Source organism: Streptomyces sp. NPDC006294 (genome assembly GCF_042870895.1).
GTDB lineage: Bacteria > Actinomycetota > Actinomycetes > Streptomycetales > Streptomycetaceae > Streptomyces.
This window is the reverse complement of record NZ_JBIAHV010000024.1, coordinates 60,472-85,481: the sequence shown is the minus strand read 5'-3', so window position 1 is coordinate 85,481 and position 25,010 is coordinate 60,472. Positions and strand designations below refer to the sequence as shown.

Genomic DNA, 25,010 nt, shown 5'->3' with positions numbered 1-25,010 from the left:
ACGCTCATGCATATTCAGGATTCGCATTGGCAGACCGATGTCGCGCCGGCAGCTACGGCGGACAGCCATGGGAACGGACGTGGGCCGGGCGGAGCCGGCCGCTCGGCTCCGCTGCGCGTGGACGCGCAGCGGAATCTCGAGCACGTACTGCGCGCGGCGCGCGAAGTGTTCGGCGAGCTGGGTTACGGCGCGCCGATGGAGGACGTGGCCCGGCGGGCCAGGGTCGGCGTCGGCACGGTGTACCGCCGCTTTCCCAGCAAGGACGTGTTGGTGCGCCGCATAGCCGAGGAGGAGACCTCCCGGCTGACCGAGCAGGCGCGCACGGCGCTCGGGCAGGAGGAGGAGCCGTGGTCGGCGCTCGCGCGCTTCCTGCGCACCTCCGTGGCGTCCGGAGCGGGGCGGCTGCTGCCCCCGCAGGTGCTGCGGGTGGGCGTGGACGGCGAGGAGTCGACGGTCGTCGCGGGCGACGTCGAGGCGCTGGACGACGTACGGGTGCCCGAGCAGCGGCCGGTGGCGCAGCCGGGGCTGCGGGTGGTGGCTCCACGGCCCGTTCCGGCGGCGGAGCAGGACGACCCCGGTTCGGCGGATCTGCTGGAGGTCGTGGGGCGGCTCGTGGACCGGGCGCGGGCGGCGGGTGAGCTGCGGGGCGATGTGACCGTGGCCGACGTGCTGCTGGTGATAGCCACGGCGGCTCCGTCGCTGCCGGACGCGGCGCAGCAGGAGGCGGCCTCTGCACGGCTGCTGGACATTCTGCTGGAGGGTCTGCGGCCGCGTTCGGCGTGAGCGGCGCGCGTTCCTGGCGTCAACGGGCCGTGTCAGCACGGCCGCTCGGGCTGCCCTCGACCGGGTGGTGCGAAGGCCCTCGCCCCATGGAAGTTTCCCCGGACGGGTGGTTGCCCTACGGAGGGGTGGTAACTGCTCACCGGGGAGTGCGTACAAGGTCGAGCTCGCTCGATCGTGTGATGGTCCGGGTGCGGCCTTGCGGTGCCCTGGGCTGATCGGGTTAACGTGATCGTGCGATCTGGGACGCCGGGAACGGAGCCAGCGTGCGGGGCCCCTTTTCCTCCAGAGAGAAGGTTTGGGACTTCTCCGTCGCCCTCTGTCCGTAGCCACTTGGCCAGGGCGTGAGGGAGCTGGCCTCCCTGGATCGGACCACGCACGCGATGCGTGTCGCCGCCCAGGGGTCGAGTCCGCCGGGGACCAGTGCGCCCAAGACCGTTCGGGGTGCGCGGCTGTGCGGACCAACTCCTGCTCAGTCTTCAGGAACGGTACGGCATACAACCGCTCTGTGGCAGGCTTGCCCGGTGTTCGGGTCTGTAGGTGCTGACGGGGGCTTCCGCGATGAGCCGTGACGGGCAGGGCGAGTCGCTCGGCGGTACGGCCGGGCCCGAGTCGGACGACCTGTCCGCCTCCCAGGTTCCGAGCCAGGGTGGCCACGGCGGGTCCGGCGTTCCACGGCCGGCGTCCGTGGAGGCCGCCGAGCCCGCGGAGCGGTATGCGGTTCCCCAGCAGCGGGAGCCCGGCAGCGGCCACGACTCGGTGCTGCCACCGCCCCGCGAACTGCCGCCCTCGGACGCCGAGCTCGTCCAGCAGATGCGAGGCGGCGACGACAGCGCGTACGAGGAGCTGTTCCACCGCCACTCGGACGCCGTCCGGCGGTACGCCCGCACCTGCTGCCGGGACGCCGACACCGCCGACGACCTGACCGCGGAGGTGTTCGCCCGGACACTGCAGGCGGTCCGCAACGGCGCCGGGCCCGAACAGGCCGTACGGGCCTATCTGCTCACCACGGTCCGCCGCGTGGCCGCGACCTGGATGAAGTCCGCGAAGCGCGAGCAACTGGTCGACGACTTCGCGGTCTTCGCCGCGGATGCGGCCCGCGCCGCGGGCGCGTCCAACGAGGACACCCTCGACCTGGGCGCGGACGTGCGGGCCATGCACGAGGCGGAGCAGTCGCTCGCCATGCAGGCGTTCCGGTCGCTTCCGGAGCGCTGGCAGGCGGTGCTGTGGCACACCACGGTCGAGGAGGAGTCCCCGAGCGAGGTCGCCCCGCTCTTCGGGCTCACCGCCAACGCCACCGCGGTGCTGGCGAGCCGCGCCCGGGAGGGACTCAAGCAGGCCTATCTCCAGGCCCATGTGAGCACCTCGCTCACGACGGGCGGCGACTGCGCGCGGTACGCGGACCGGCTGGGCGCCTACGCCCGCGGGGGTCTGCGGATGCGGGCGGAGCTCGGGCTGCGCAAGCACCTGGACGAGTGCGTCAAGTGCCGGCTCGCCGCCGGTGAACTGGCACATGTCAACGCGGGTATCCCCGCGCTGCTGCCGGTCGCCGTCATCGGCTGGTTCGCCGCCGGTTACTCGCTCAAGGCCGCGGGGATCGTGGCCGGCGGGGCGACCGGTGTCGCGGGCGCCGGGGCCGCGGCGGCCGCCACCGGTGGCGCGCCGGCCTCCGGCGGGGCGGCGGGAGGCGCCGCCGCCGAAGGGCTGGGGGCGCCGGCGAAGGCCGGCATCGCGGCCGGTGTCGCCATCGCGGTGACCGCCGGGCTCGTCTGGGCCCTGGCCGGTGAGCCCGCGCCCGTCCCGGAGCCGGTCGCCAAGCCGCCGGTGGCCCAGCCGGTCGTGCCGACACCGCCGCCCACCCCGCCGCCTCCGCCCCCACCGGCTCCGGAGCCGCCCGTGGTGCGGGTGGCGGCGAAGCCGACCCCCACCCCGACTCCCACGCCGACCCCGAAGCCCACGCCGCCGAGACCGTCCCCGACCCCGAAGCCGTCGCCGCCGTCCCCCACGCCGACCCCGACCCCCACACCTCCTCCGCCTCCCCCGCCGCCACCGGCACCCGAGGTCTACCAGGTGAACCGCCTCCAGTACGGGCACTTCGGTGACGGGACGGGCCCCGAGGTGCGCCTGGGAGAGAGCGGCTGGGTCTGGCAGCGCTACGGCATGTCCATCGGCGGCCGCCAGTACGCCCACGGCGTCACCGCGCACGCCAAGTCGTCCATCACGATCGACCTCAACCGCCGGTGCACCACCTACGACGCATTCGCCGGCATCGACGACATGACCCGCGGGATGCGACCGACCGCGGTGCGCTTCTCGGTCTACGGCGACGGGACGCCGCTGTGGCGCTCCCCCGTGGTCCACAGCGGCGAGCCGGCGGTGCCGGTCCATGTGCCGCTCTCCGGCGTCCGCACCATCCGCCTCGTGGCGGAGCCGCAGACCCCCCGGGACCATGTGGCGCTGGCGGACTGGGCGGAGTCACGCATCAGCTGCGTGTAGGCGTCGGCGGGGGTGCGCCCGCTGCGCGGGGGCGTCGTGCCCGGGCCCTTGCGCCTCAATCTCCCCCTACGGCCTGGCGGCCGTGGGAGGAGTTTGAGGCCACCCCGCGAAGCGCGGTACGGGGTCCGGGGCCTGCCCCGGTTCGGGAAGATGAGGGTCCCCCCCTCGGCCGCCAGGCCGCAGGAGGTCCCTCGGCCGCCGGGCCGCAGGGGGAGGGTGGGGGAACAGCCCGCCACAGGCGCCACCCGCGCCACCCACCTGCACCCGCGCCCGCAGCGCGCCCCCGCCCCGCCCGCCCTACGACTGCAGCGTCGGGCGCCTCGGCACCCCGCCCGCCACCGCACGCTGGCGCGGAGCCGCCGTCCCCGTCCAGCAGGTGCCGCGGCGCGACAGCAGCCGCCGCAGCCACAGCTCGGTCGAGACCAGGTCCGCGAGCCCGTCCAGCGCCACGGGCTCGCCCTCCGAGGCCGCGCGCAGCGCCTTGCGGACGACGCGTGCCTCGATCAGGCCGGCGTCCGCGAGCAGCGGGGCCTCGAAGAGGGCGAGCAGGTTCGGCAGCGCGGCCCGCAGCCCCGCCCGCGCGGCCGCGGCGGACGACGCGTGGGTCGGGGAGCCCCAGCCGGCCGGCAGGTCGTGGATGCCCGCGCCGGCGAGGACCGTGCGCAGGACGGCCGCCCGCGCGCCCGGCTGGACGCGCAGCGACTCGGGCAGGTCGCGGCAGGCCCGTACGACCTGGTTGTCGAGGAACGGCGCGTGCAGCCGCTGGCTGCGGATCTCCGCGGCCTGTTCCAGGATCCGGTGGTCGAAGGCGTGGCGGGCGAGCGCGGCCCGCGCCCGGGCCTCGCCCGGGCGTTGGACCGAGGTCGGCCTGGTCGCCGCGTCCGTCAGACGAACCGATACTTCAGCGAGCGCCTCCCCGGTCAGCCAGCGCGCCGCGGGCCCCGGCCGGGACCAGGCCAGCGCGGCCAGCGACGCGCCCACGGCGCCGTTGCGCAGCGCCGGGCCCGGGCGGTTGGCGAGGAGCAGGTGGTCGGCGGCGGTCTCGAGGCCGGTGCGGTAGGGCGTACGGGCGAGCTTGCGAGCCGCGCGGTAGACCGTCAGCGGTACGAACAGGGACTGCGGCGAGGGCCGTTCGGAGCGGGCCAGCGCGGTGACCGGCCGCAGGAGGTGGCGCCGCCGCCGGTCCAGCAGCAGGTCGGCCAGGCGTGCCGGATGCGCGTCGAGCACCTGCCGGGCGCCCGCGCCGGTGAAGTGGTCGGCGCTGCCGGCGGCCAGTCGGCCCCGGTGGCGTTCGGCGGTGACGAGCGACGGCGCGGGTTCGTCCGTCAGCGGACCGGATTCGAGGTTGGCGTACGGGAGTGCTTCCTCCCCGGCGGCGACCACGACGTGGTGCAGCCGCGGGTTGGCGGCGATGGCGCGGGCGCGTTCCAGTTCCGGTTCGCGCAGGTCGTGTCCGCTGGTGGCGAGGTCGTTGAAGGTGACGGCGAGCAGTCGTTCGCCGGCGCCGGTGCCATGGCCGAGGACGGTGCCGGGCACGCCGGGCAGTCCGGCCGCCAGCAGCGCGAGGGTGCTGGACGCGCTGCCTCCGGAGAGGTCGGCGCCGATGCCCGGCGCGGGCGCGCCCCGTGCCGCGCGGCGTTCCGCGGGCCCCATGCCGGGGACGGGGCCCGGGTCCGGCGGCACGGTCTCCGGCGCGTGCCGGGGCGCGGTCAGCCTGGCGCGTACGGCCTCGACCAGTGCGTCGCGTACGCCGTCGATGGCGCGGGCCGCCTCGACCTGCGGGGCGGCGACCGCGAGTGAGGCGACCGGCTCGTAGCCGGTGATCTCCCGCGAGCCCTCCCGCAGGATCAGCGCGTGACCGGGCGGGATGCGCTTGACCCCGGCGTACGGGGTCGAGTCGCGCAGCGCCTCAGGGGTCTCGGGGCAGGCGAGCAGCGCGGCCAGGTGCCCGATGTCGAGCTGGGCCTCGATGAGGTCGGCGAGCGGGAGGGCGGCCGTGGCGTACGCGGTGCCGTTCGCCCAGGGGGTGTGGAAGACGGGCCGCGCGCCCGCGAGATCGCCGACGACGGTGATGCGGCGGCCGACCTGGACGACGACGGTGTAGCTGCCGGCCCATGCGGTCAGATGCCGCAGTGCGCCGCCGCGCGCCGCGAACAGGCCGACGCGCAGTTGCTCGTCGCTGGCCGCGCAGCAGCCGAGGACGGCGAGCCGGGTCACGCCGGGATTCTGTGCGCCGGGGGCGGTGCGGGGGCCCGCGGGGGTGGAGTGGGGCCGCTGGTTGGGTTCCGCGGTGATGACGCGTACCTCGTCGGGGCGCCAGTCGCCGACAGCCCACAGCGGATCGGGGTCACCCCACAGGAGCTGGGCTCCGACGGGATGGACGGTGCGGCCTTCTCCGGACGCCCCGACGGCGCCCACCGTGCCGAAGTTCGCGGCGATACTGCTCCACCCCACCAGCCACCGCATCGCCGCCTCCCCACGTTGCCCGAAGCCGTTCGGGAACATGCTGCCACGAAGGAGGCGCAAGTGAGGGGCCGCACGTAGCGCGCGCAAAAAGTGAACGCGCCCCTGGCATTGGCGATTTGCCGACGGTGCCGAGGTCGGCCCGGAGACCGGCGAGGGTGCACAGAAGCCGCAGAAGCGGTGAGTCGGACAGGCGATATCCAGCCATTTTTGGGAACCTCGGCGCGCCCTCACCGGCCCAACACATGGACCGGGAGGCGCAGTTCACCCCCCGGACCCTGTCCACCGCCCGCGGGGATTGAGGCGATGGTGTCCCCCAGCCCGCAGGTTCCAGTGCGCAGCGGGCCGACCCACGCAGCACTCATGGAAGCGCTCCCGCCCCCGGACCGGCCAGAGCGCACGAACGGGCGCACGGCCACACGGCGGGAGCACGAGGGCGGGCGGGCGTCCGCCCTCGCGGACCACAATCCCGCCATAGGGAAGTTGGCCCCTTAACGGTCGGGATGCGGCGAACTACGCTGGGTTTACTGATGTTCTCCACAGGCGCGCATATTCCACCGGGCTCGGCCGCACGCTTTTGCGGCCGGGACCGGTCGGAACGGGGGGCGGCGAACCGGGAGGACCCAGCACGAATGCCGTGCGCGGGCCGCGCACGGCAGCCGTCTGTGTGTCGAGGGGTGGCGCATGTCCAGGGAGCAACGCGGGCCGAACGAAAAGCTCGGCACGGTTCTCGCCCTCGCGGGAATCAGCAACGCGGGCCTCGCGCGGCGGGTCAACGACCTCGGCGCGCAACGTGGCCTGACCCTCCGTTACGACAAGACGTCGGTGGCCCGGTGGGTGTCGAAGGGCATGGTGCCGCAGGGCGCCGCACCCCACCTCATCGCCGCCGCCATCGGGGCCAAGCTCGGCCGCCCGGTGCCGCTGCACGAGATCGGTCTCGCGGACGCCGACCCGGCCCCCGAGGTGGGGCTGGCCTTTCCGCGCGACGTCGGCGAGGCGGTGAAATCGGCCACCGAGCTGTACCGGCTGGACCTCGCGGGCCGCCGGGCCGGCAGCGGGGGGATCTGGCAGTCGCTGGCCGGATCGTTCGCAGTGAGCGCCTATGCGACGCCCGCGTCGCGCTGGCTGATAACCCCGGCCGACCCGTCGGTCGAGCGGCTGCTCGACACCACGGGCGGCTCCCTCGTCCTGCCCGACGCCTCCGCCCCCCTGTCCTCGCCCGCCGACCTCGCCGACACTCCGGACTCGGCCGACACGCCAGCACGCGTGGGTCACAGCGACGTGGCGAAACTGCGGGAGGCGGCGGAGGACGCCCGACGCTGGGACTCCAAGTACGGCGGAGGCGACTGGCGTTCCTCCATGGTCCCCGAATGCCTGCGCGTCGACGCGGCGCCGCTGCTCCTCGGCTCCTATTCGGACGAGGTGGGCCGCGCCCTGTTCGGTGCGACGGCCGAGCTGACGAGACTGGCCGGCTGGATGGCTTTCGACACCGGCCAGCAGGAGGCCGCTCAGCGGTACTACATCCAGGCCCTGCGGCTGGCGCGCGCCGCCGCGGACGTCCCGCTCGGCGGGTACGTCCTCGCGTCGATGTCGCTGCAGGCGACGTACCGCGGCTTCGCCGACGAGGGCGTCGACCTCGCCCAGGCGGCACTGGAACGCAACCGCGGGCTCGCCACCGCCCGCACCATGAGCTTCTTCCGGCTGGTGGAGGCCCGGGCCCATGCCAAGGCGAGCGACGCGGCGGCCGCGGGCGCGGCGCTCAGGGCGGCGGAGGGCTGGCTGGAGCGCTCGCGGGAGGGCGACGGCGACCCGTCGTGGCTGGGCTTCTACTCGTACGACCGGTTCGCCGCCGACGCGGCCGAGTGCTACCGCGATCTGAAGGCGCCCCGGCAGGTGCGGCGCTTCACCGAGCAGGCGCTGTCCCGGCCCACCGAGGAGTACGTGCGCTCGCACGGCCTGCGTCTGGTGGTCTCCGCGGTGGCCGAACTGGAGTCGGGCAACCTGGACGCGGCGTGCGCGGCCGGCACCCGCGCGGTCGAGGTGGCGGGCCGGATCTCCTCCGCGCGCACCACCGAGTACGTACGGGACCTGCTGCACCGGCTGGAGCCGTACGGCGACGAGCCGAGGGTCATGGAGCTGCGGGAGAGAGCCCGCCCGCTCCTGATGACCCCGGCCTGAGGCTCGACCGGCCTGGGGACCCCGGCCTGAGCCTCCCCGGCCGGGGGACCCCGGCCTGAGCCTCCCCGGCCGGGGGCCGAGGCCCTCCGGTCCCGGGCCCTGGGGTGCGTGTCCCGCACGGCGGCTGGTTTAAGCGCATTGTCAGCGGGCCAGTGCACTATCGGGGTGGGAGGTGACGCGGTGAGGGCGTCCGGGCAGGACTTCGACTGCGACGTGCTGGTGGTCGGCGGCGGCATCGTCGGCCTCTCGACGGCGTACGCGCTCGTCCGCTCCGCGCCGGGGACGCGGGTGACGGTCCTGGAGAAGGAGAACGGCCCCGCCAGGCACCAGACGGGGCGCAACAGCGGGGTGATCCACAGCGGGATCTACTACCGGCCCGGCTCGCTGAAGGCGCGGTTCGCGGTGCGCGGCGCGGCCGAGATGGTCAAGTTCTGCGCCGAGTACGGCATCGACCACGAGGTCACGGGCAAGCTGATCGTCGCGACGGACCGGGACGAGCTCCCGCGGCTCCACGCCCTGGTCCAGCGCGGCCGGGAGAACGGCATCCCGGTCCGCGAGCTGGGCCCGGCCCAGATCACGGAGTACGAGCCGGAGGTCCGCGGTCTCGCCGCGATCCATGTGGGGACGACCGGGATCTGCGACTACGGGGCGGTGGCCGCGCAGCTCGCCACGGCGTCCGGCGCGGACGTGCGGTACGGCGAGGAGGTCACCGTCGTGGACCGCCGCCCCTGGGGCGTCGCGGTGCGGACGCGGTCGGGCACGGTCGTACGGGCCAGGACACTGGTCAACTGCGCCGGACTGCACTGCGACCGGGTGGCACGGCTCGCGGGCGACGACCCCGGGATGCGGATCGTCCCCTTCCGCGGCGAGTACTACGACCTGGCCCGCCCCGGTCTCGTTCGCGGCCTGGTGTACCCGGTGCCCGACCCGGCCTTCCCCTTCCTCGGCGTCCATCTGACCCGCGGCATCGACGGCGGCGTCCACGTCGGCCCGAACGCGGTCCCCGCGCTGGCCCGCGAGGGCTACCGCTGGTCGACCGTCCGGCCCCGGGAGCTCGCCGGCACCCTGGGCTGGCCCGGCTCCTGGCACATCGCCCGCCGGCACTGGCGGTACGGGGCCGGCGAAGTGCGCCGGTCGCTCTCGAAGCGCGCCTTCACGGCGGCCGCGCGCCGGCTGCTCCCTGCTCTTACGGAGGAGGATCTGCGGCCTGCCCCGGCAGGAGTGCGGGCGCAGGCGGTGCTGCGGGACGGGACGCTCGCCGACGACTTCCTGATCCGCGAGGCGCCGCGGACGGTGCACGTCCTGAACGCCCCCTCCCCGGCGGCGACGGCCTCGCTCCCGATCGGGCGCGAGATCGCCCGCCGCGTCCTCGCCTCGCTGGCCGCGCTCTCCGTCTGACACCCGGCGGCCCGGCCGTTCCGCGCTCCGGCGGGGGGAGCGGGCGCCCGGAGCCGTCGGCGCTCCCGCCCTCGTAGAATCGGGAGCACTGTGTCTGAGTCGCTTAACACCACCCCCGACGCCCCTCGCCACTACATCCGCGCCAAGGGCGAGCCGCGCTTTCCCGGCGGCCCCTCCGCCGACCCGGCCGGATCGCACCACGAGCGCCGCATCCGCAGCTTCCAGCCGCGGCGGAGCCGGGTCACCGCCGGGCAGGGCGACGCGCTGCAGCGGCTGTGGCCGATGTGGGGCATGGACATCGACGGGCACCGGGTGCTGGACCTCGACGAGATGTTCGGCGGGCTGCCGGTCGTCCTGGAGATCGGCTTCGGGATGGGCGAGGCCACCGCGCAGATGGCCGCCGAAGACCCCGCGACCGGAATCCTCGCGGTCGACGTGCACACCCCCGGCCAGGGCAACCTGCTCAGTCTCGCGGAGCGGAACGGCCTGTCCAACATCCGGGTCGCCAACGGCGACGCGATCATCCTTCTCCGGGAGATGCTGCCGCCCCACTCGCTCGACGGCATGCGCGTCTACTTCCCCGACCCGTGGCCCAAGAAGCGGCACCACAAGCGCCGGCTCATCCAGCCGGAGTTCCTCAGCCTCGCCGCCCAGCGGCTCAAGCCGGGCGCGGTCCTGCACTGCGCGACCGACTGGGAGCCGTACGCCGAGCAGATGCTCGAAGTGCTCTCCACGCACCCGGACTTCGAGAACACCGAGAGCGGCGGCGGTTTCGCGCCACGTCCCGCGTTCCGGCCGCTGACCCGCTTCGAGGGCCAGGGCCTCGACAAGGGCCACACCGTGCGTGACCTGCTCTTCCGCCGGGTTCAGCCGCAGGGCTGACCACTGCGCCGGGCCTCGGCGCGCCTTGCGCCGTCGCCAGTTGTCAGTGTCCGTGGTTAGGGTCGACAGGTGTCCGACTCGTCCGCGCAGCAGCCGCCGCAGTACCGCCCGCAGAGCGTGGCGGTGCCGCCGCACCCGGTGCTGCCCGCGCTCCGGCAGGAGCACGTCGACGTGCTGCTCACCGAGGTGCCGGAGCCCGCGCGCCGGCGCTACCGGCCCCTGGCGGCCTCGAGGTTATGGCGCAGCAGGGCGGTCCGCGCCGGCGCGGTGATCACGCTGCTCGCCCTGTGCGGCCTGGTGATCCTGGTGCTCGTGCGGGAACAGACCGGCACCCAGGGCTTCCTGGTCGGGCTCGCTCTGGCGACGCTGCCGGTCCCGCTGCTGCTGGCCGCGTTCCGGTGGCTGGACCGGGTCGAGCCGGGCCCCTGGCGGAATCTGATCTTCTCCTTCGCCTGGGGCGCCTGTGCCGCGGCGCTGATCGCGATCGTCGCGAACACGTTCGCGACCCGCTGGATAGCGACGGCGACCGCCGATCCGGCGTCCGCCGACACCATCGGGGCGACGGTCGTGGCGCCCGTCGTCGAGGAGAGCGCGAAGGCCGCCGCGATCCTGCTGATCTTCGTCTTCCGCAGACGGGACTTCACCGGGATCGTGGACGGTGTGGTGGTCGCCGGTTTCACCTCCACCGGCTTCGCCTTCACGGAGAACATCCTCTACCTGGGCAGCGCGTTCGACGAGGACCAGTCGTCGGGCACGTCCGGCTTCGCCTCGGTGACCGCCGCGACCTTCTTCGTCCGGGTGGTGATGTCGCCGTTCGCCCATCCGCTCTTCACCGTGCTGACGGGCCTCGGTTTCGGTCTCGCCGCGCTCGGCGCGCGCCGCCACCGGCGGCTGCGGCGTATCGCGCTGCCGCTCCTGGGCCTGGCCCTCGCTATGGGCATGCACGCCCTGTGGAACGGCTCCGCGTCGATGCTCGGCCCGTGGGGCTTCTACGCGGTGTACGGGGCCTTCATGGTGCCGGCCTTCGGGCTGCTCACCTGGCTGACGATATGGACCCGCCAGCGCGAGCTGCGCACGATATCGGACGAGCTCCCCGCCTACGCCGCGGCGGGCTGGATGCCGGCGGCCGAGTCGCGGGCCCTGTCCTCGATGCGGGCCCGCGCGATGGCGCGCGACTTCGCCCGGCGCACCTACGGTCCGGCGGCCGGCCACGCGGTGTCGGAGTACGAGGCGTTCGCGACGTCGCTCGCCTTCCTGCGCCGCCGGGCCCACCGGGGCGCGGCGGACCCCGACTTCGCGGAACGCGAGCAGGAGCTGCTGCACCACCTCTGGCAGCGGCGCCAGGTGGCGAGCCCGTCACTGGCGTACGCGGACCGGGCGACGAGCCGGACACCGGCGCCGCCTCCGTACCGCGACTACGGCGGCTACAACCCGTACCGCTCCTGACCGCCGCGGAGGCCGGCGGCGGTGGTGCTCCGGGCACAGCCCGGCAGCCCTGGCGTCGGGGGGTGTGACGCCAAGGCTGCCGGAGACATGGATCTGCCCGGCACGGAGTGCGCACGGGTGAGCGTGCGGCGAGTCCCGTACCGGGCAGGGATCAGATGGTGAGGCCCTTGTCGCGCAGCCAGGCCATCGGGTCGATGCCGGAGCCGCCCGCGGTATGCACCTCGAGGTGCAGGTGGGGCCCGGTGACGTTGCCGGTGGCGCCGACGCGTCCGATCGTCTCGCCGGTGGTGACCGTCTGGCCAGCGCTCGCCGTCATCGAGGACAGGTGGGCGTACAGAACCTCGGTGCCGTCGTCCAGTTCGAGGACGATGCGGTAGCCGTAGGAGCCGGACCAGCCGGCGGCCTTGACCGTACCGCCGTGGACGGCCTTGACCGGCGTGCCGGTCGGGGCGGCGAAGTCCAGGCCGGTGTGCTGGCCGGAGGACCACATGGAGCCGGCCTCGCCGTAGGTGGAGGTGATCGTGTACGAGGAGGTGGGCAGGGAGAAGCTCTTCGCGAGCTCGGCGAGACGCTCGGCCTCCGCCTTGGCCCTGGCCGCCTCCTCCGCCTTGCGCTTCTCCTCCGCGGCCTTGGCCTCGGCCTCGCTCTGCTGCTTCGCCGCAGCGGCCGCGGCCTGTTCCGCGGCGAGCTTCTCCGCGGCGGCCTTGGCCTCCGCGTCCGCCACGGCCTGCTGCTGCTCGGCCTGCTGAAGGATGCGGGCGCGCAGGGCCTCACCGGCGCCCGCCGACTGCGCGGCGCTGTCGCCGTCGGCCACGGGCGCCGCGGCGGCGGTCAGCGGGGCGGCGTCGGCTTCGTCGCCGGCATCGGAGTCGTCGGAGATGAACGAGCCGACGCCCGGCAGGGACTTGGCGTCGGGAAGGTTGTCCGTGATGGCGTCGGGGAGCGAGATGGACACGGCCGGCTTGTCCTGCGCGGTGGCTATGCCACCGGCGCCGACCGCGGCGATCACACCGACGCCGAGCACCGTGGAGCTGCGGGCGAGTCCGCCGCGCTGCTTGATGACACGGTGCCGGCCGCGCACCGGGCGGATGGACTCCTCGGTGGGATTCCATTCCTCCCAGGCCCGCTCGGGTGCGTCGCCACCGGAGTGTTCGGACGCGAAGCGGGCCTCTGGGGCAGGCATGTTGGACGCCACGAAGGCGTTCTCCTTCCTTCCTTCTCGCCTACCGGGTTAGCTGACGGGTTCGGAGCAGGAAGGTCTCCTACGGGCGCCTCGACCGCGGACTGCACGGCAAGAGGTGCCCGATTCACCCCAATTGGTGGTTCCCCGGTTCCCTTGCGGGATTCGGCGCGTGCGCGCGGTGCCGACTCTGACGCCGGCTGGGACGACCGCGCTGCGTTATCGAACGTTAATAGACTGCGGGGCCGGATTCCAAGCTGTTCCGGTTGATCATTAACGATTCCGGCAGGGACTTAACCGGACAGAAGCGGGCGGAACCGGGCGACTTGATCAAACGTCAGGCCCGGACCTTTTTCTGATGTTGCGTCAAATGTTATGCGGAGGGGTGTTCTTCGATTACGGCCCGTGAGGGTCGCGCGGCCGGTGGACCGGTCGCGCCTCGGACGGCACGGGCCGGGCGGACCCGCATCATCCGTTTTCGCCGCCGGATCACGCCTCCGGCGGTACCACCGGCACCGTCCTGCGCCGGTCCGGCTGCCCCCGCGCCGGGCGGCCGACGGCCAGGAGTGCCATGTCGTCGTTCGACCCACCGCCGGTGTACCAACGCACGTCGTCGACGATCGCGTCCAGCAGATCCCCGGGCCCGGGGAAGAGCCGCCCGCCGAGCCGTTCGACCGGATCGTAGAAGACACCGCGGTCGTCACGCGCCTCCGTGACGCCGTCCGTGTAGAGCAGCAGCGTCGCCCCGTCGGGCAGCGGGAACTCCTCCGCACGGTCCGGCCACTCCCCCAGGCCCATCCCGAGCGGCAGCGCCGCCTGCTGCGGCTGGAGCACATCCAGCGCGCCGTCGGCGTGCAGCACCAGTGGCTCGGGGTGCCCCCGGTTCACCAGCCGCACCACCGCACGTCCGCGCGGGATTTCGCCCAGCACTGCGGTGGTGAAGCCCTCCACCGCGTCCAGGCTCTCCCGCCGGGTGCCCTCCCGCTTGAGCGCACGCTCCAGCCGCTGCCCCACACCCTCGAGCGAGCGCTCCTGCTCGGCGGCCTCCCGGAACGCGCCGATGATCACGGCCACGGTCCCCACCGCCCCCAGCCCCTTGCCGCGGACGTCGCCGACGATCAGGCGCACGCCGTACGGGGTGTCCTGCACGGCGAAGAGGTCACCGCCGATGAACGCGCCCTCCTGCGCCGCCTCGTACCGGGCGGCGATGTGCAGGCCGCCGATCCGCTCGGCCGGCGCTGGCAGCACGGCGCGCTGCGCGGTCTCCGCGATCACCCGGGCCGACGCCAGCTGTTCGCCCCTGCGCTGGACGACCCTGTTGATGAGCAGAGCGAGAGCGGCGACGGTGAACACCGTGCTGGTCTCGGTGACCGCGGTGATCTGGGCGGCGGTCCCGTTCACCACGTGCATGCCACTCACGCCCATGATCGCGGCGACCCCCATGAGCAGGGTCATGACGAACGTGACGAGCGGGGCGGCGAGGAGGGGAGCGGCGGCGAAGAACGGCACGGGGGTGAAACGAGGAGGTGTCAGCAGGTCGAAGACCACTCCCGCGACGATCATCGCGACGGGCAGGACCCGAACGAACCACGGAGCCCGTCGCACGCCGCCCTGTGCTCGCCGCTGCTGTCCCAAAGGTGGTCTCCTGCCGGGTCCGCTGACGGCTGCGGACAGTACCGCGCCCTCCTCAGGCTGAGCGTCGACACGCCGCGCAGCTACTTCCCGTCGTCCAACCGGGCGAATGCCGGGACGGTCGGAGCGACCACCGTGGAGGAGAGCCGGTGACCGGGGAAAAGCCACCGGCCCGGTGGTCGATCTCCAGGATCGACCACCGGGCCGGTGCCATCAGTAGCGGGGACAGGATTTGAACCTGCGACCTCTGGGTTATGAGCCCAGCGAGCTACCGAGCTGCTCCACCCCGCGTCGTGAACACAACCTTACGGCATCCCGAGCAAGATCAACTCCACCCTTTCCACGAGCCCTCCCGGACGCCGTCACATCGGCCCGCCGCCGTACGTCAGACATACGGGGGACCGGATCGACAGACATACGGGCAACCCGATCATCGGGGCACGACGAGGGGACGGAACGACGATGGACGACCACGACTTCCTGGCCGAGCGCTTCGAGGCACATCGCGGGCAACTGCGCGCGGTGGCCTACCGGATGCTCGGTTCGCTGAGCGAGGCGGACGACGCCGTCCAGGAGGCGTGGCTCCGGCTCAGCCGCAGCGACTCCGACGGGATCGACAACCTGGGCGGCTGGCTCACGACCGTGGTGGGGCGGGTCTGCCTGGACATGCTGCGCTCGCGTACGTCCCGGCGCGAGGAACCGATGGACGTGCGCCTGCCCGAACCGATCGTGAGCAGCGCGGACACCGTCGACCCGGAGCACCGGGCACTGCTCGCCGACTCGGTCGGCCTCGCGCTCCTCGTCGTACTCGAGACGCTGGGCCCCGCGGAGCGGCTGGCGTTCGTGCTGCACGACATGTTCGGGGTGCCCTTCGACGAGATCGCGCCCGTCGTCGGGCGCACCCCGGCGGCCACCCGCCAGCTCGCGAGCCGTGCCCGGCGCCGCGTCCAGGGCTCCGCCCCCGTCCCGGACGCCGACCTCGCCCGGCAGCGTGTCGCCGTCGACGCCTTTCTCGCGGCGGCGCGCGGCGGCGACTTCGAGGCGCTCGTCGCGGTGCTCGCCCCGGACGTCGTCGTACGTTCCGACAGCGGTGCGCTGCGTCCCGGTTCGGTCGTACGGGGCGCGGCGGCCGTCGCCGGCCAGGCGATCACCTACGCGCGCCTCGCGGAGGTGGCCCGGCCGGCCCTGGTCAACGGAGCGGCCGGGGTCGTCGAGATGGCGGGCGGGCGGCGCCTGGCGGTCATGGCCTTCACGGTCACCGACGGACGGATCGCGGAGATCGACATCCTCACCGACCCGGAACGGCTGGACCGCCTGGACCTCACCGTCACGGGCGCGTGAGGGCCCCGCGTCACTCCTGGCCGAGCCAGAGGTCCGGCCCGAACACCTCGTAGTGGATGTCCGCGGCCAGGACACCGCGGCGCAGCAGGTCGCCGCGGACCGCGCGCATGAAGGGCAGCGGGCCGCACAGGTAGGCCGTGAGCCCCTCCGGCAGGTCGAGCGCGCCGATGTCGGCCTGCCCGGCCGCCGCGCCGTCGCCCGCCCGCCGCTCCTCGTACCAGAGGTGCAGCGACGCGGCCGGGTGCGCGTCGACGAGGCGGCGCAACTCCTCGCGGTGGGCGTGGCCGGCGGCGCTGCGGTCCGCGTGGACCACGGTGACCGGGCGGGTGGACCCGGTGGCGGCGAGGTGGTCGAGGACGGCCAGCATCGGCGTACTGCCGATCCCGGCGGACGCCAGGAGCAGCGGCCCGTCGCCCTCGCCGGGAACCAGGTCGCCGAACGGCAGGGACACGGTCAACAGATCGCCGGACCGGGCGGTTTCGTGGAGCCACGAGGACACCTCGCCCTGCGGGCCGTGGCCGTCCCGTACCCGCTTGACGGTGATCCGCCAGTGCGGGCGGCCGGGGGCGGAGGAGAGGCTGTACTGACGTATCTGTCGCGCCCCGTCCGGCAGTTCGGCCCGGACGCTGACGTACTGTCCGGGTCTGAAGAGCGGGACCGGCGTACAGTCCGCGGGGCGCAGGAGGAACGAGACGACATCGGGCGTCTCTTCGCGCCGCTCGACGATCTCCATGCTCTGCCACACCTGACCCTCGGCGGCGCCGGCCTGCTGGTAGAGCCGGGACTCGAGGGCGATCAGGGCGTTCGCCATCAGCCAGTAGACCTCGTCCCAGGCCCCGGCCACCTCAGGGGTGACGGCGTCGTCAAGCACCTCGCCGATCGCCGCGAAGAGGTGGTGGTGCACGAGCTTGTACTGCTCCGAGGTGACGCCCAGAGAGGCGTGCTTGTTCGCGATCCGCGCGAGCATCGCGTCGGGCCGGTCGTCGGGCCTCTCGAGCAGCATGCCCGCGAAGGCGGCGATGGACCCGGCCAGCGCCTGCTGCTGCTCTCCGTTGGCCTGGTTGCCCCGGTTGAACAGGTCGTGCAGCAGCTCGGGACGGTCGTCGAACAGCTTGCGGTAGAAGAGCTGGGTGATGTCTCCGATGGCGGCACCGACGACGGGGAGGGTGGCCCGGACGACGGGGGCGGACTGCTCGGACAGCACAGCGACTCCTTAATTGGTTAATGATCTTCGCATTATCGAGCGCCCCCCGAGGAGGAGAGGAGGACCTCGTTGTTCACTTCACACGACGCTGTTCACGTGGTGCTTTGCGTGCGATGCGGCGCGGTGCGATGCGATGCGCCCCCCGCAGACAGGCCGACCAGCACCGGCCCGGCCGGCGAGGCCACCAGATCGCCCACGGTCAGCGTGTCGAGCGTGGCGTAGAAGGCCTCCTGCGCATCGCGCAGCGCCCGCCGCAGCCGGCAGGCCCCGCGCAGCGGACAGGGCGCGTCACCCTCACAGGTGACGACCTCGGCCTCGCCTTCCAGTTCCCGCACCAGCCAGCCGACGGAAGCCTGCCTGCCCAGTCCGGTCAGCTCCAGCCCGCCACCCCGCCCGCGCCTGGCCTCCAGAACCCCTAGGCGCTGGAGCCGGGCGACCGCCTTGGCCATGTGCGCATACGGAACGTTCACCACCTCGGCCACCTCCCGGGTGGTCGAGGGTCCGCCCTGCTCGGAGACCGCGAGGCGCATGACGGCACGCAGCGCCAGGTCGGTGAACTTGGTCAGTCGCACAGCGGAACGCTACCAAATGCGCATCTGACAGTCCGATTCAGGGGTCCACTCCACACCTCCCGGGCACCCCCCGGGCGTCGCACTCGTGACCGCCCGATGCACCAGACGCCTGACACCGGGAGCCCGCAACGGGATGATGGGGGCCTTCGGGATGACCTCAAGAAAGGTACGTTCGTGACCAAAGGGATCGACGACGCCGGCTACGAGCACCTGCGGGACGAACGCAGGGAGCAGGCAGAGGCCTTCGACGCCATCGGCGACCGCTACGACGAGGCCTTCCCCCACAAGGAGGGACAGCTCGCCGCCGGCGAGTGGCTGATCCGCTCACTGCCCTCCGGATCGCGGGTGCTGGACCTCGGCTGCGGTACGGGCGTACCGACCGCACGCCAACTGGTCGACGCCGGGCACGAGGTGGTGGGCGTGGACCTGTCCAGCGTCATGGTGGAGCTGGCCAGGCAGAAGGTCCCCGAAGCGACCTTCCACGAGCTCGACCTCGCGGACCTCCGACCCGGCGGCCCCGTCGACCTGGGCCGCTTCGACGCGGTCGCGGCCTTCTTCTCCCTGCTCATGCTCCCGCGCGCCGAGATCCCGGTGGCTCTGGGGACCATCCACCATGTGCTGGAGCCCGGCGGCCTGTTCTCGCTCTCGATGGTGGAGGCGGACGTCGACGACCGCCCGATCCCGTTCCTCGGAAACACCATCCGGGTCTCCGGCTACCTCCGCGAAGAGCTGCGCAAGGTCATCGAGACGGCGGGCTTCGAGATCCTCGAGGAGACGTCCTACACCTACGCCCCGGCCATCGCCGACGTGCCGCCGGAGGAACAGGTCTTCCTCTCCTGCCGCCGCCGCGACTGACGCCCACCGCCCCGCCCGAGCCCCGGACCGGGGCTCGGCCGGGAGCCCGTGAACCATGACGTGCGCGCCGGTACGGCGCGGTCAGCGAATCGTGATGTCCTGCGCGCGGGCGTTCATGTCCAGACGGGACGCCCGGTCTCCCACAGGGCGGTGACGTGGGACGCGAAGCGGCCGTACAGGCCGTCCTCACCGAGGCGCCGCAGGTGCAGCATCGGAGACTCGTGCCCCAGCAGGTTCGAGATGTGCGGTGTCACCAGCATCTGGTCATCGAACGCGAACACCGACAGGGCGATGTGCTCGTCACTGAACCGGGCCTGCAGGCCCGGCGCCTCGCGCATCTTCCCCAGCGCGTCCAGGGTGATCCGGATCCGCGTACCCACAGTGAGCGGCACGCCCTCGACCTCCTCGCGCCGGCGCGTCACCTCCGACTCCGGGTCGCCGACGATGAACCGTACGGAGCAGCCGTCCTCGCCTTTGCGACGCAGGCGGTCGGCGAGCCGCGGATGCTCCTGCCAGATGAAGTAGTTGGTGTACCCGGCGAACGTTATCGACTGCGAGGCGCCGTCGATCAGCTGCGCCCACACCGAGGTCGGGCAGGCATTCCGGTACGGGTACGCCGCCACGATCTCGCGGTCCGGCCCGGTCTTCACTGCCGATCGGACAGCCTTCGGCCACAGCACCTCGGCGCTCACTCCCAACGCGTCTTCTACGTCAGAGCGGGTCCGCGGGTGAGGGACCCGTGACGGGTCGGATAACCAGCGTTCGGCCGTCTTAACCGTCACGCCGACTGTACGGGCGAGGCGGCCAACGGTCATATCCGCCTGGGCCATAGCGTCACGCAGCACCGTATTCAAGGTGACCCCCGAGGACGTTTGGGCTTTCTCGGACGGTAGTCCCGAAGCGTCCTGTCCGTCAGGGTCGCGGCCGTAGAAACGTCCTAAAGGCTGGTCCACGTTGGCTACATGACGGACAAGCAGCAAGGGCGCGGCCCGTCTGGCGCCCGCGAAACCCTGCGGCAGCTACTGCGCGAGCGAGACGGCATAGGCCGCGGCGAGCCCGCACGCGAAGCCGTGGAACTCCCGGAAGGCGCAGCGCCCGGGACCGGCTCCATGGCGTTCCCGCCGTGCCAGTGCCCCCGCTGCCGCTGACCGTCCCGTACCCCCGCCCCGGCCGGACGCATCCCGCCAGGAAACCCCGGCCGGGGCGGGTTCATCCCACCACTCCAGTGAAGGGACTGCCCATGTCCATGCCCGTACCCGACCCGCCCGGAAACCCGATCCCGACCGACCCGCGCGCCCTGGTCGGCGAGCACTTCGACAACGTCCGCAAGACGGTGATGGACGCCAACCCGAACATGTCCGAGGACATGGCCGGCCGGATCGTCGAGGAGGGCATCAAGTTCGTCGCCACCTGCGCGCAGAAGCCCGGCGTCGGCATGGCTCCGTCCCGCGTGGTCGACGAGGGGTGGCACGCGCTGCTGCTGCACTCCGCCCTATATGCGGAGCTGTGCGGCAGGTTCGGCTCGTTCGTGCACCACTACCCGGGCTGGGACCCGACCCACTACGCCCCGGCGATCCTGGACCGCACACGGGAGCTGATCGCCCGAGCAGGGTTCGACGTCGACTCGGAGCTGTGGGGCGCGCCCGACGAGAAGCTCCTCGTCTCCGTGGCGGCGAACTGCCAGCACGCGCCGAACTGCCAGATCCGCCCCATGCCGAAGCCTGAGCAGCCGTAGCCTGAGGGCAGGAGGTGACCCGCATGTCACAGGAGTGGATCGACCCGCGGTACGCCGAGCTGGTGGAAGCCTGGGAGCGAGCGCAGGAGCCGCCGTCGCGTGACCCGGATGAGCCGCGGCCCGTGCGCGGCTTCATCTTCTCGCCCGCAAGCTGAGGCACCCTACGGCCGCGGCCGGTCTGCGTCCCCCGTCGCAGCCGGCCGGGGCTACTTCTTGCCCACGTCGCGTGCTTGCGTTTCCGCGAGTGCACAGGCACCCTGCGCCCACATGAACCTTCACATCATGAGCGGCCCGCACAAGGGCCAGACGATCGACGCCACTCCGGGGCCGACCGAGTTCCGTCTCCCGCATCCTGAGCGTCCGGGCGTCCACTGCCGCTACTCGATCAACGACGGCGACGGCCCGATCGGCGGGCCCCCGTCCGGGGTGCAGTTGCACTACGTCGGGGACATCAGGTCCGAGAACGCTTGATCGTTTACCTTTCGGGCCAGCAGCGGGCCAGCAGGAGCGCCGATCCGGCCCCGGAACGAGATGAGCCCCACGTCAGAACCTTCCTGACCTGGGGCTGAGTGGTAGGCCGTGTGGGACTCGAACCCACAACCAACGGATTAAAAGTCCGCTGCTCTGCCAATTGAGCTAACGGCCCTCGACACAACACCCCTGAGCATAGCGGGAGAGATCCCCGGAGCCGATCGGGTATCCCTTCCCGGCCGCGTCCCCCGCCGTCGGCCCCGCGTCCCCGTGCCCCGCCGAAGCGGCGTGGCACGGGGACGCGGCGGCCGGGGGCCGTGGCGTCAGCTCACGTAGTAGCCGGCGACGTCGGCGATCAGGTTCACCGAGCCGGCGTAGTTGTAGAACGTGACCTTGCCGTTGACCACCGGGACGATCACCAGGTTCGGGGCCGTCTGGCCCGCCACCAGGTTCAGGTTCGACGCGCTGGTGCGGGTCGTGCCGTTCGGGTAGACGGCCACATAGGTCGTCGCCGTCACCGTCGTACCCGTCACGTTCATGACCACGGCCGTGACCCCGGACGCGGGTACGCCGTTCTTCCCGGTCACCTGGAGCGTCACCGTCTTGCCCGCGCCGACCTTCGCCTTCGGTACGCCCAGGCCGATGCGCGTGTCCATGAACCGCGTCGGAGTCAGCGGCCGGTACGTGGAGCCGTCGGTGGCGGACGTGAAGTAGCCCGACACGTCCGCGATCAGGTTCACGGTCCCGGCGTAGTTGTAGAAGCTGACCTTCCCGTTGATCACCGGCACGACCACCAGGTTCGGCGCCGTCTGGCCCGCCACCAGGTTCAGGTTCGACGCGCTGGTGCGCGGCATGCCGTTGGGATGGACCGCGACGTACGTCGTCGCCGTCGCCGTCGTGCCCGTCACGTTCAGCACCACGGCCGTGACCCCGGAGGAAGGCACTCCGCCGCGGCCCGTCACCTGGAGCGTGACGGTCCGGCCCGCGCCGACCTTCGCCTTCGGCACACCCAGCCCAATCCGCGTGTCCATCAGACGGTTGGGCGTCACCGGCTCGTACGTCGAGCCCTCGCCCGACGCGGTGAAGTAGCCCGACACATCGGCGATCAGGTTCAGCGAACCGGCGTAGTTGTAGAAGTTCACCTTGCCGTTCACCACCGGCACGACGACCAGGTTGGGACGCGTCTCACCGGTACGGACGTTCAGGTTCGACGCGCTGGTGCGCGTCGTCCCGTTCGGGTACACGGCCACATAGGTCGTCGCGCTGACCGTCGTCGCGGTCACGTTCATGACGACCGCCGTCACTCCCGACGCGGGCACGCCGCCGGTGCCCGCCACCTGCAGGGTGACCGTCTTCCCGGCGCCGACCTTCGCCTTCGGCACGCCGAGCCCGATCCGCGTGTCCATCACTCGGTTGGGCTGCACCGGCTGGAACGTGCCGGTGACGGCCTCGGTCCCGCCGGTCACCCGGAACGTGCCCGTGGCGGTCGCCGCCGGCCCCGTGCCGTCCGCCGGGAGGGCCTTCAGGCTCCAGCTGTACGTACCGTCGACGACGGCCTTGCCGTCCGTTCCCCTGCCGTCCCAGCTGACCCGCACGGGGCCCCTGGTCCCCCCGCCGCCGGCCGTGTGCACGGCGGTGCCCGCCTTGTCGTGCACCGTCAGCCGCCAGGAGGAAGCGGGCCGGGAGAGCTGCCAGTTCGCCGCCCAGCCCGCGCCGCCGGCCAGGTCGGCGGTCGTCGGGACGCCGGCGGGGAATGCCGCCAGGTCGGAGACGGGGACGCCGCTGGGGATGACGTGACCCTGGAACTCGTTGTCGATGTAGGCGATGCCGCCGCCGAAGCGGTCGACGTTCCAGGAGTACCGCATGGTGGCGCGTCCGCCGTTCCAGCCCGGCCGCACACCCAGATCGCGGGTCTCGGCCGTGCCGTCCTGGAACTCCGTCACGACGAAGGTCTCGGAGACGGTCACGAAGAAACCGTCACCCAGGAGGCCCCGGTCGCCGGGCAGCGTCACCTTGGTGCCGTTGTCCCGGTCGATCGCGCCGGACGACCTGAAGTACGGGCAGGACCAGGAGAGCCAGCGGCCCGCCGTCTGCAGTTCGACGGGGACGCAGCTCGCGCCGGTCTGGAGCATGCCCGTCCGCGTGCCCGTCCGCAGGTCGGTCAGTTCGACCTCACCGGCCGTGCCCGTCGCGGTGTACAGGGTGCTGCCCCAGATCGCCGCTGCCGTACGCGGCTTGGTCAGCACGATTCCGGAACCGGCGGGGGCGTCGAAGTCGACGACGACCAGCTTCCCGGCCGGGTCCGGCTGGCCGACGGACACCGCGCCGCCCGCGAAGGCCGCGTAGCGGCCGAAGGTGTCGACGATCTGCCCGGATCCCTGGCCGGTGTTCACCCGCGCGACACGGTCCGTGGCGCCACGGGCGACGAGTTCGGCGGTGGTCGTCCCGTTCAGCGTGGTGCTGACCTCGTAGACGGAGCGTCCGTCGCCGGAGGCGAACACCGACTCGCAGGCGACCGCGCCGCAGCTCGTGGTCTCGTATCGGCTGGTCTCACGGCCGAGCCACTCGGCCTTTCCGGCGGTGGTGGGGGACGCGAGCGGGGCGAGGTCCCGGCGGTAGAAGCCGGACGTCGACCTGACGCCGTTCTCCTCCAGGGTCGTCACGGAGCCGCCGGCCACGGCGATCGCATCGACCTCGGCCGTCATGGGCTCGATGTGGTGCAGCTTCCGCAGCAGCGGGGTGCCGTTCTCGACCGTGGCCCGGTGGACGAACCAGGCCTCGGACGACTCACCGCCGATCGTGACCGCGCCGCCGCCGGGGAACTGCTCGGTCTGCGAGCCCGCGTTCTCCAGCAGGGCCTTGCGCCGCGTCCCGTCCAGGGAGAACGCGACGATGCCCCTGCCGAACGGGTCGGTCGTGCCGTCCTTCTCCGGGGCCATCAGCCAGTCGTCGCCGAGGAGGGCGAAGTGGTCGTGGTCGAGGTCCTCCGGCACGGCGACCGTCCGCTCGCCGCCGGCGAGGTCGGCGCGGCTGCGGATGTGGACGCTGCGGTCCCGGTGGTCCCACCAGGCGATCTGCCCGGGGTCCAGGACGGCGCGCGAGGAGGCCATGGCCTCGAAGGACTCGAGCGCACCGGTCGCCAGATCGACGACGCCCAGCATGTCCGGCACGTCGTACGGGTCGGGCGTGGTGCTGAAGGCGACCACGACGGAGCGGGCGTCGCCGCCCAGCGGCCTGCCGTCCTTGAGGTCGCTGCCCGCGGGCCAGCCCTCCACGGGGGTGCGGACGATCGAGCCGTCCTGCTGCGGCCGCAGCAGGTACCAGCCCGGCACCTGGTCCAGGTTCTCGCCCGCGTAGTCCTTGACCAGCACGCGGGAACCGAAGACACCGGCCCTGACGTCGCCGCTCGGGACCTCGACATGGGTCACCGTGCCGGTGGCCATGTCCTTGAGGTCGACGCTCTCGCTCCCGGAGTCGTCGAAGGCGACGACGTCCGACCCCTCGCCGGCGGAGCCGAGAGCCCCGCTGCCGGGCCCTCGGCCCCCGCCGAGGCCGGTGAGCTCGGTGCTCTTCCCGGTCTCGTACGCCGTCCACACCGACGCGTCACCACTGACGCTGCTGTGGCGCTCGGAACCGTGGAGATAGCCGGTGGGCCCGAGGTTGTAGATCTCCTCCTGGCGCGGCAGCTTGCGCGAGGTGGGCGTGAAGTCGACCTGTCCGGCGACGGATTCGGCGGTCGGTGCCGCGACGGCCGGGACGGCGAGCGGCCCGGTTCCCGCGACAAGAGTGACGGCTGCCGTGACGAACACGGCAGGACGAATGGATGGGCGTCTGTGCACCCGGTTCCTCCCCTGGGGCAGAGCTGAAGGAGCGGAGTGCGGCCGTCACCGACGGCGCCCCTCCCGGCCAGATCCCCCCGGCCTCTCCCGCAGCACAAGTAGGCGGAGCCTAGCAACAGCCCCAGCTCACAGCCCTGGGCGCGTCCCCACTTCTCGCTCGGCCCGGGGAGGACGCGACAGGGCCCGTACGACACCGAGGTGTCGTACGGGCCCTGACCGGGATTCAGCGGGCGTCAGCCGTTGCGCTTCCAGCGCGGCTTGTCGTCGCGGCGGCCGCCACCGAAGGAGCCGGAGCCGGCGGCGCCACCGCGGTGGTCGTCACGGCGGCCGTGGGGGCGGTCACCGGCGCCGGGGCGGAAGCCGCCCGAGGGACGGTCGTCGCGGCGGTCGCGGTTGAAGGGGCGGTCGCTGCCGCGGTGGCCGGCCGGACGGTCGTCGCGGCGGAAGCCGCCACGGTCGTTGTCCCGACGGTCGTCGCGGCGGAAGCCGCCGCCCGAGGGACGCTCGTCACGGCGCTCGAAGGAGCGGCCGCCACGGA

At 72.8% G+C, this 25,010-nt stretch carries 18 protein-coding genes, 2 tRNA genes, 1 pseudogene and 1 riboswitch; of the genes and pseudogenes, 11 read left to right on the top strand and 10 right to left on the bottom strand.

Going from position 1 to position 25,010, the window contains the following annotated elements; translation table 11 throughout:
* The first annotated feature begins 6 nt into the window (after positions 1 to 6).
* Together ACFYOP_RS31705 and ACFYOP_RS31700 are read left to right on the top strand one after the other, a co-directional pair.
* Positions 7 to 783, top strand: a complete 777-nt coding sequence (locus ACFYOP_RS31705) for a helix-turn-helix domain-containing protein (RefSeq protein WP_356898565.1) — start codon at positions 7 to 9, stop codon at positions 781 to 783.
* A 558-nt stretch (positions 784 to 1,341) separates the two neighbouring features.
* Positions 1,342 to 3,276, top strand: coding sequence for a sigma-70 family RNA polymerase sigma factor (locus ACFYOP_RS31700; protein WP_356898564.1), 1,935 nt, complete (start codon positions 1,342 to 1,344; stop codon positions 3,274 to 3,276).
* A gap of 297 nt (positions 3,277 to 3,573) precedes the next feature.
* Here the strand turns inward: ACFYOP_RS31700 and ACFYOP_RS31695 are convergent, their stop codons facing one another.
* Positions 3,574 to 5,742, bottom strand: coding sequence for an asparagine synthase-related protein (locus ACFYOP_RS31695; protein ID WP_356898563.1), 2,169 nt, complete (start codon positions 5,740 to 5,742; stop codon positions 3,574 to 3,576).
* Between the two features lie 681 nt (positions 5,743 to 6,423).
* Here ACFYOP_RS31695 and ACFYOP_RS31690 point away from each other — a divergent pair.
* The 4 genes from ACFYOP_RS31690 (at position 6,424) to ACFYOP_RS31675 (ending at position 11,643) form a co-directional block, all read left to right on the top strand.
* Positions 6,424 to 7,917 carry an MFS transporter gene (locus ACFYOP_RS31690; RefSeq protein WP_356898562.1) on the top strand — a complete coding sequence of 498 codons (1,494 nt, stop codon included), beginning with the start codon at positions 6,424 to 6,426 and terminating at the stop codon, positions 7,915 to 7,917.
* A 180-nt stretch (positions 7,918 to 8,097) separates the two neighbouring features.
* Positions 8,098 to 9,315: an L-2-hydroxyglutarate oxidase gene (gene lhgO / locus ACFYOP_RS31685; RefSeq protein ID WP_356898561.1), complete on the top strand. Its 1,218-nt coding sequence runs from the start codon at positions 8,098 to 8,100 to the stop codon at positions 9,313 to 9,315.
* A gap of 90 nt (positions 9,316 to 9,405) precedes the next feature.
* Positions 9,406 to 10,197 (top strand): tRNA (guanosine(46)-N7)-methyltransferase TrmB, encoded by a 792-nt coding sequence (gene trmB / locus ACFYOP_RS31680; protein WP_356898560.1) that lies wholly within the window; start codon positions 9,406 to 9,408, stop codon positions 10,195 to 10,197.
* Between the two features lie 69 nt (positions 10,198 to 10,266).
* Complete coding sequence (locus ACFYOP_RS31675; RefSeq protein WP_388453678.1) at positions 10,267 to 11,643, top strand: PrsW family intramembrane metalloprotease; 1,377 nt, start codon at positions 10,267 to 10,269, stop codon at positions 11,641 to 11,643.
* Positions 11,644 to 11,794: 151 nt separating this feature from the next.
* Here the strand turns inward: ACFYOP_RS31675 and ACFYOP_RS31670 are convergent, their stop codons facing one another.
* The 3 genes from ACFYOP_RS31670 to ACFYOP_RS31660 form a co-directional block, all read right to left on the bottom strand.
* Positions 11,795 to 12,838, bottom strand: coding sequence for a M23 family metallopeptidase (locus ACFYOP_RS31670; protein WP_356898559.1), 1,044 nt, complete (start codon positions 12,836 to 12,838; stop codon positions 11,795 to 11,797).
* A 10-nt stretch (positions 12,839 to 12,848) separates the two neighbouring features.
* Positions 12,849 to 13,004, bottom strand: a riboswitch (cyclic di-AMP (ydaO/yuaA leader).
* Positions 13,005 to 13,312: 308 nt separating this feature from the next.
* Positions 13,313 to 14,458, bottom strand: coding sequence for a PP2C family protein-serine/threonine phosphatase (locus ACFYOP_RS31665; protein ID WP_356898558.1), 1,146 nt, complete (start codon positions 14,456 to 14,458; stop codon positions 13,313 to 13,315).
* 214 nt (positions 14,459 to 14,672) lie between these two features.
* Positions 14,673 to 14,746 (bottom strand) — tRNA-Met (locus tag ACFYOP_RS31660).
* A gap of 171 nt (positions 14,747 to 14,917) precedes the next feature.
* Between ACFYOP_RS31660 and sigJ the strand changes: the two genes are divergently transcribed.
* Entirely contained in the window at positions 14,918 to 15,796 is an 879-nt protein-coding gene (gene sigJ / locus ACFYOP_RS31655) for an RNA polymerase sigma factor SigJ (RefSeq protein ID WP_356898557.1), read from the top strand.
* Between the two features lie 10 nt (positions 15,797 to 15,806).
* Here the strand turns inward: sigJ and ACFYOP_RS31650 are convergent, their stop codons facing one another.
* Positions 15,807 to 17,000, bottom strand: a complete 1,194-nt coding sequence (locus tag ACFYOP_RS31650; RefSeq protein WP_356898556.1) for a globin domain-containing protein — start codon at positions 16,998 to 17,000, stop codon at positions 15,807 to 15,809.
* A gap of 92 nt (positions 17,001 to 17,092) precedes the next feature.
* Positions 17,093 to 17,572: an Rrf2 family transcriptional regulator gene (locus ACFYOP_RS31645; RefSeq protein ID WP_356898555.1), complete on the bottom strand. Its 480-nt coding sequence runs from the start codon at positions 17,570 to 17,572 to the stop codon at positions 17,093 to 17,095.
* Positions 17,573 to 17,746: 174 nt separating this feature from the next.
* Here ACFYOP_RS31645 and ACFYOP_RS31640 point away from each other — a divergent pair, with 174 nt between their 5' ends.
* Complete coding sequence (locus ACFYOP_RS31640) at positions 17,747 to 18,427, top strand: methyltransferase domain-containing protein (protein ID WP_356898554.1); 681 nt, start codon at positions 17,747 to 17,749, stop codon at positions 18,425 to 18,427.
* Positions 18,428 to 18,540: 113 nt separating this feature from the next.
* Here the strand turns inward: ACFYOP_RS31640 and ACFYOP_RS31635 are convergent, their stop codons facing one another.
* Entirely contained in the window at positions 18,541 to 19,119 is a 579-nt protein-coding gene (locus ACFYOP_RS31635) for a DUF5919 domain-containing protein (RefSeq protein ID WP_356898553.1), read from the bottom strand.
* A gap of 548 nt (positions 19,120 to 19,667) precedes the next feature.
* On the opposite strand from ACFYOP_RS31635, the gene ACFYOP_RS31630 reads away from it, so the two are divergent.
* From ACFYOP_RS31630 to ACFYOP_RS31620, 3 genes are all read left to right on the top strand, one after another.
* Positions 19,668 to 20,162 (top strand): hypothetical protein, encoded by a 495-nt coding sequence (locus ACFYOP_RS31630; RefSeq protein ID WP_356898552.1) that lies wholly within the window; start codon positions 19,668 to 19,670, stop codon positions 20,160 to 20,162.
* A 23-nt stretch (positions 20,163 to 20,185) separates the two neighbouring features.
* Positions 20,186 to 20,317, top strand: a complete 132-nt coding sequence (locus ACFYOP_RS31625) for a hypothetical protein (protein ID WP_356898551.1) — start codon at positions 20,186 to 20,188, stop codon at positions 20,315 to 20,317.
* A 112-nt stretch (positions 20,318 to 20,429) separates the two neighbouring features.
* Positions 20,430 to 20,633 (top strand): hypothetical protein, encoded by a 204-nt coding sequence (locus tag ACFYOP_RS31620; RefSeq protein ID WP_356898550.1) that lies wholly within the window; start codon positions 20,430 to 20,432, stop codon positions 20,631 to 20,633.
* Positions 20,634 to 20,732: 99 nt separating this feature from the next.
* On the opposite strand, the gene ACFYOP_RS31615 is transcribed toward ACFYOP_RS31620, so the two are convergent.
* The 3 genes and pseudogenes from ACFYOP_RS31615 to ACFYOP_RS31605 all read right to left on the bottom strand — a co-directional run.
* Positions 20,733 to 20,808, bottom strand: a tRNA-Lys gene (locus tag ACFYOP_RS31615).
* Between the two features lie 148 nt (positions 20,809 to 20,956).
* Positions 20,957 to 24,442, bottom strand: a complete 3,486-nt coding sequence (locus ACFYOP_RS31610; protein WP_356898549.1) for a FlgD immunoglobulin-like domain containing protein — start codon at positions 24,440 to 24,442, stop codon at positions 20,957 to 20,959.
* A 263-nt stretch (positions 24,443 to 24,705) separates the two neighbouring features.
* Positions 24,706 to 25,010 (bottom strand): annotated as a pseudogene (locus ACFYOP_RS31605) (RNA helicase); the annotation flags it as partial.

Coding starts and splice junctions, on each gene's coding strand:
- ACFYOP_RS31705 (WP_356898565.1), top strand. CDS start 7: ATGCATATTCAGGATTCGCATTGGCAGACCGATGTCGCGCCGGCAGCT.
- ACFYOP_RS31700 (WP_356898564.1), top strand. CDS start 1,342: ATGAGCCGTGACGGGCAGGGCGAGTCGCTCGGCGGTACGGCCGGGCCC.
- ACFYOP_RS31695 (WP_356898563.1), bottom strand. CDS start 5,742: ATGCGGTGGCTGGTGGGGTGGAGCAGTATCGCCGCGAACTTCGGCACG.
- ACFYOP_RS31690 (WP_356898562.1), top strand. CDS start 6,424: ATGTCCAGGGAGCAACGCGGGCCGAACGAAAAGCTCGGCACGGTTCTC.
- sigJ (WP_356898557.1), top strand. CDS start 14,918: ATGGACGACCACGACTTCCTGGCCGAGCGCTTCGAGGCACATCGCGGG.
- ACFYOP_RS31630 (WP_356898552.1), top strand. CDS start 19,668: ATGTCCATGCCCGTACCCGACCCGCCCGGAAACCCGATCCCGACCGAC.
- ACFYOP_RS31625 (WP_356898551.1), top strand. CDS start 20,186: ATGTCACAGGAGTGGATCGACCCGCGGTACGCCGAGCTGGTGGAAGCC.
- ACFYOP_RS31620 (WP_356898550.1), top strand. CDS start 20,430: ATGAACCTTCACATCATGAGCGGCCCGCACAAGGGCCAGACGATCGAC.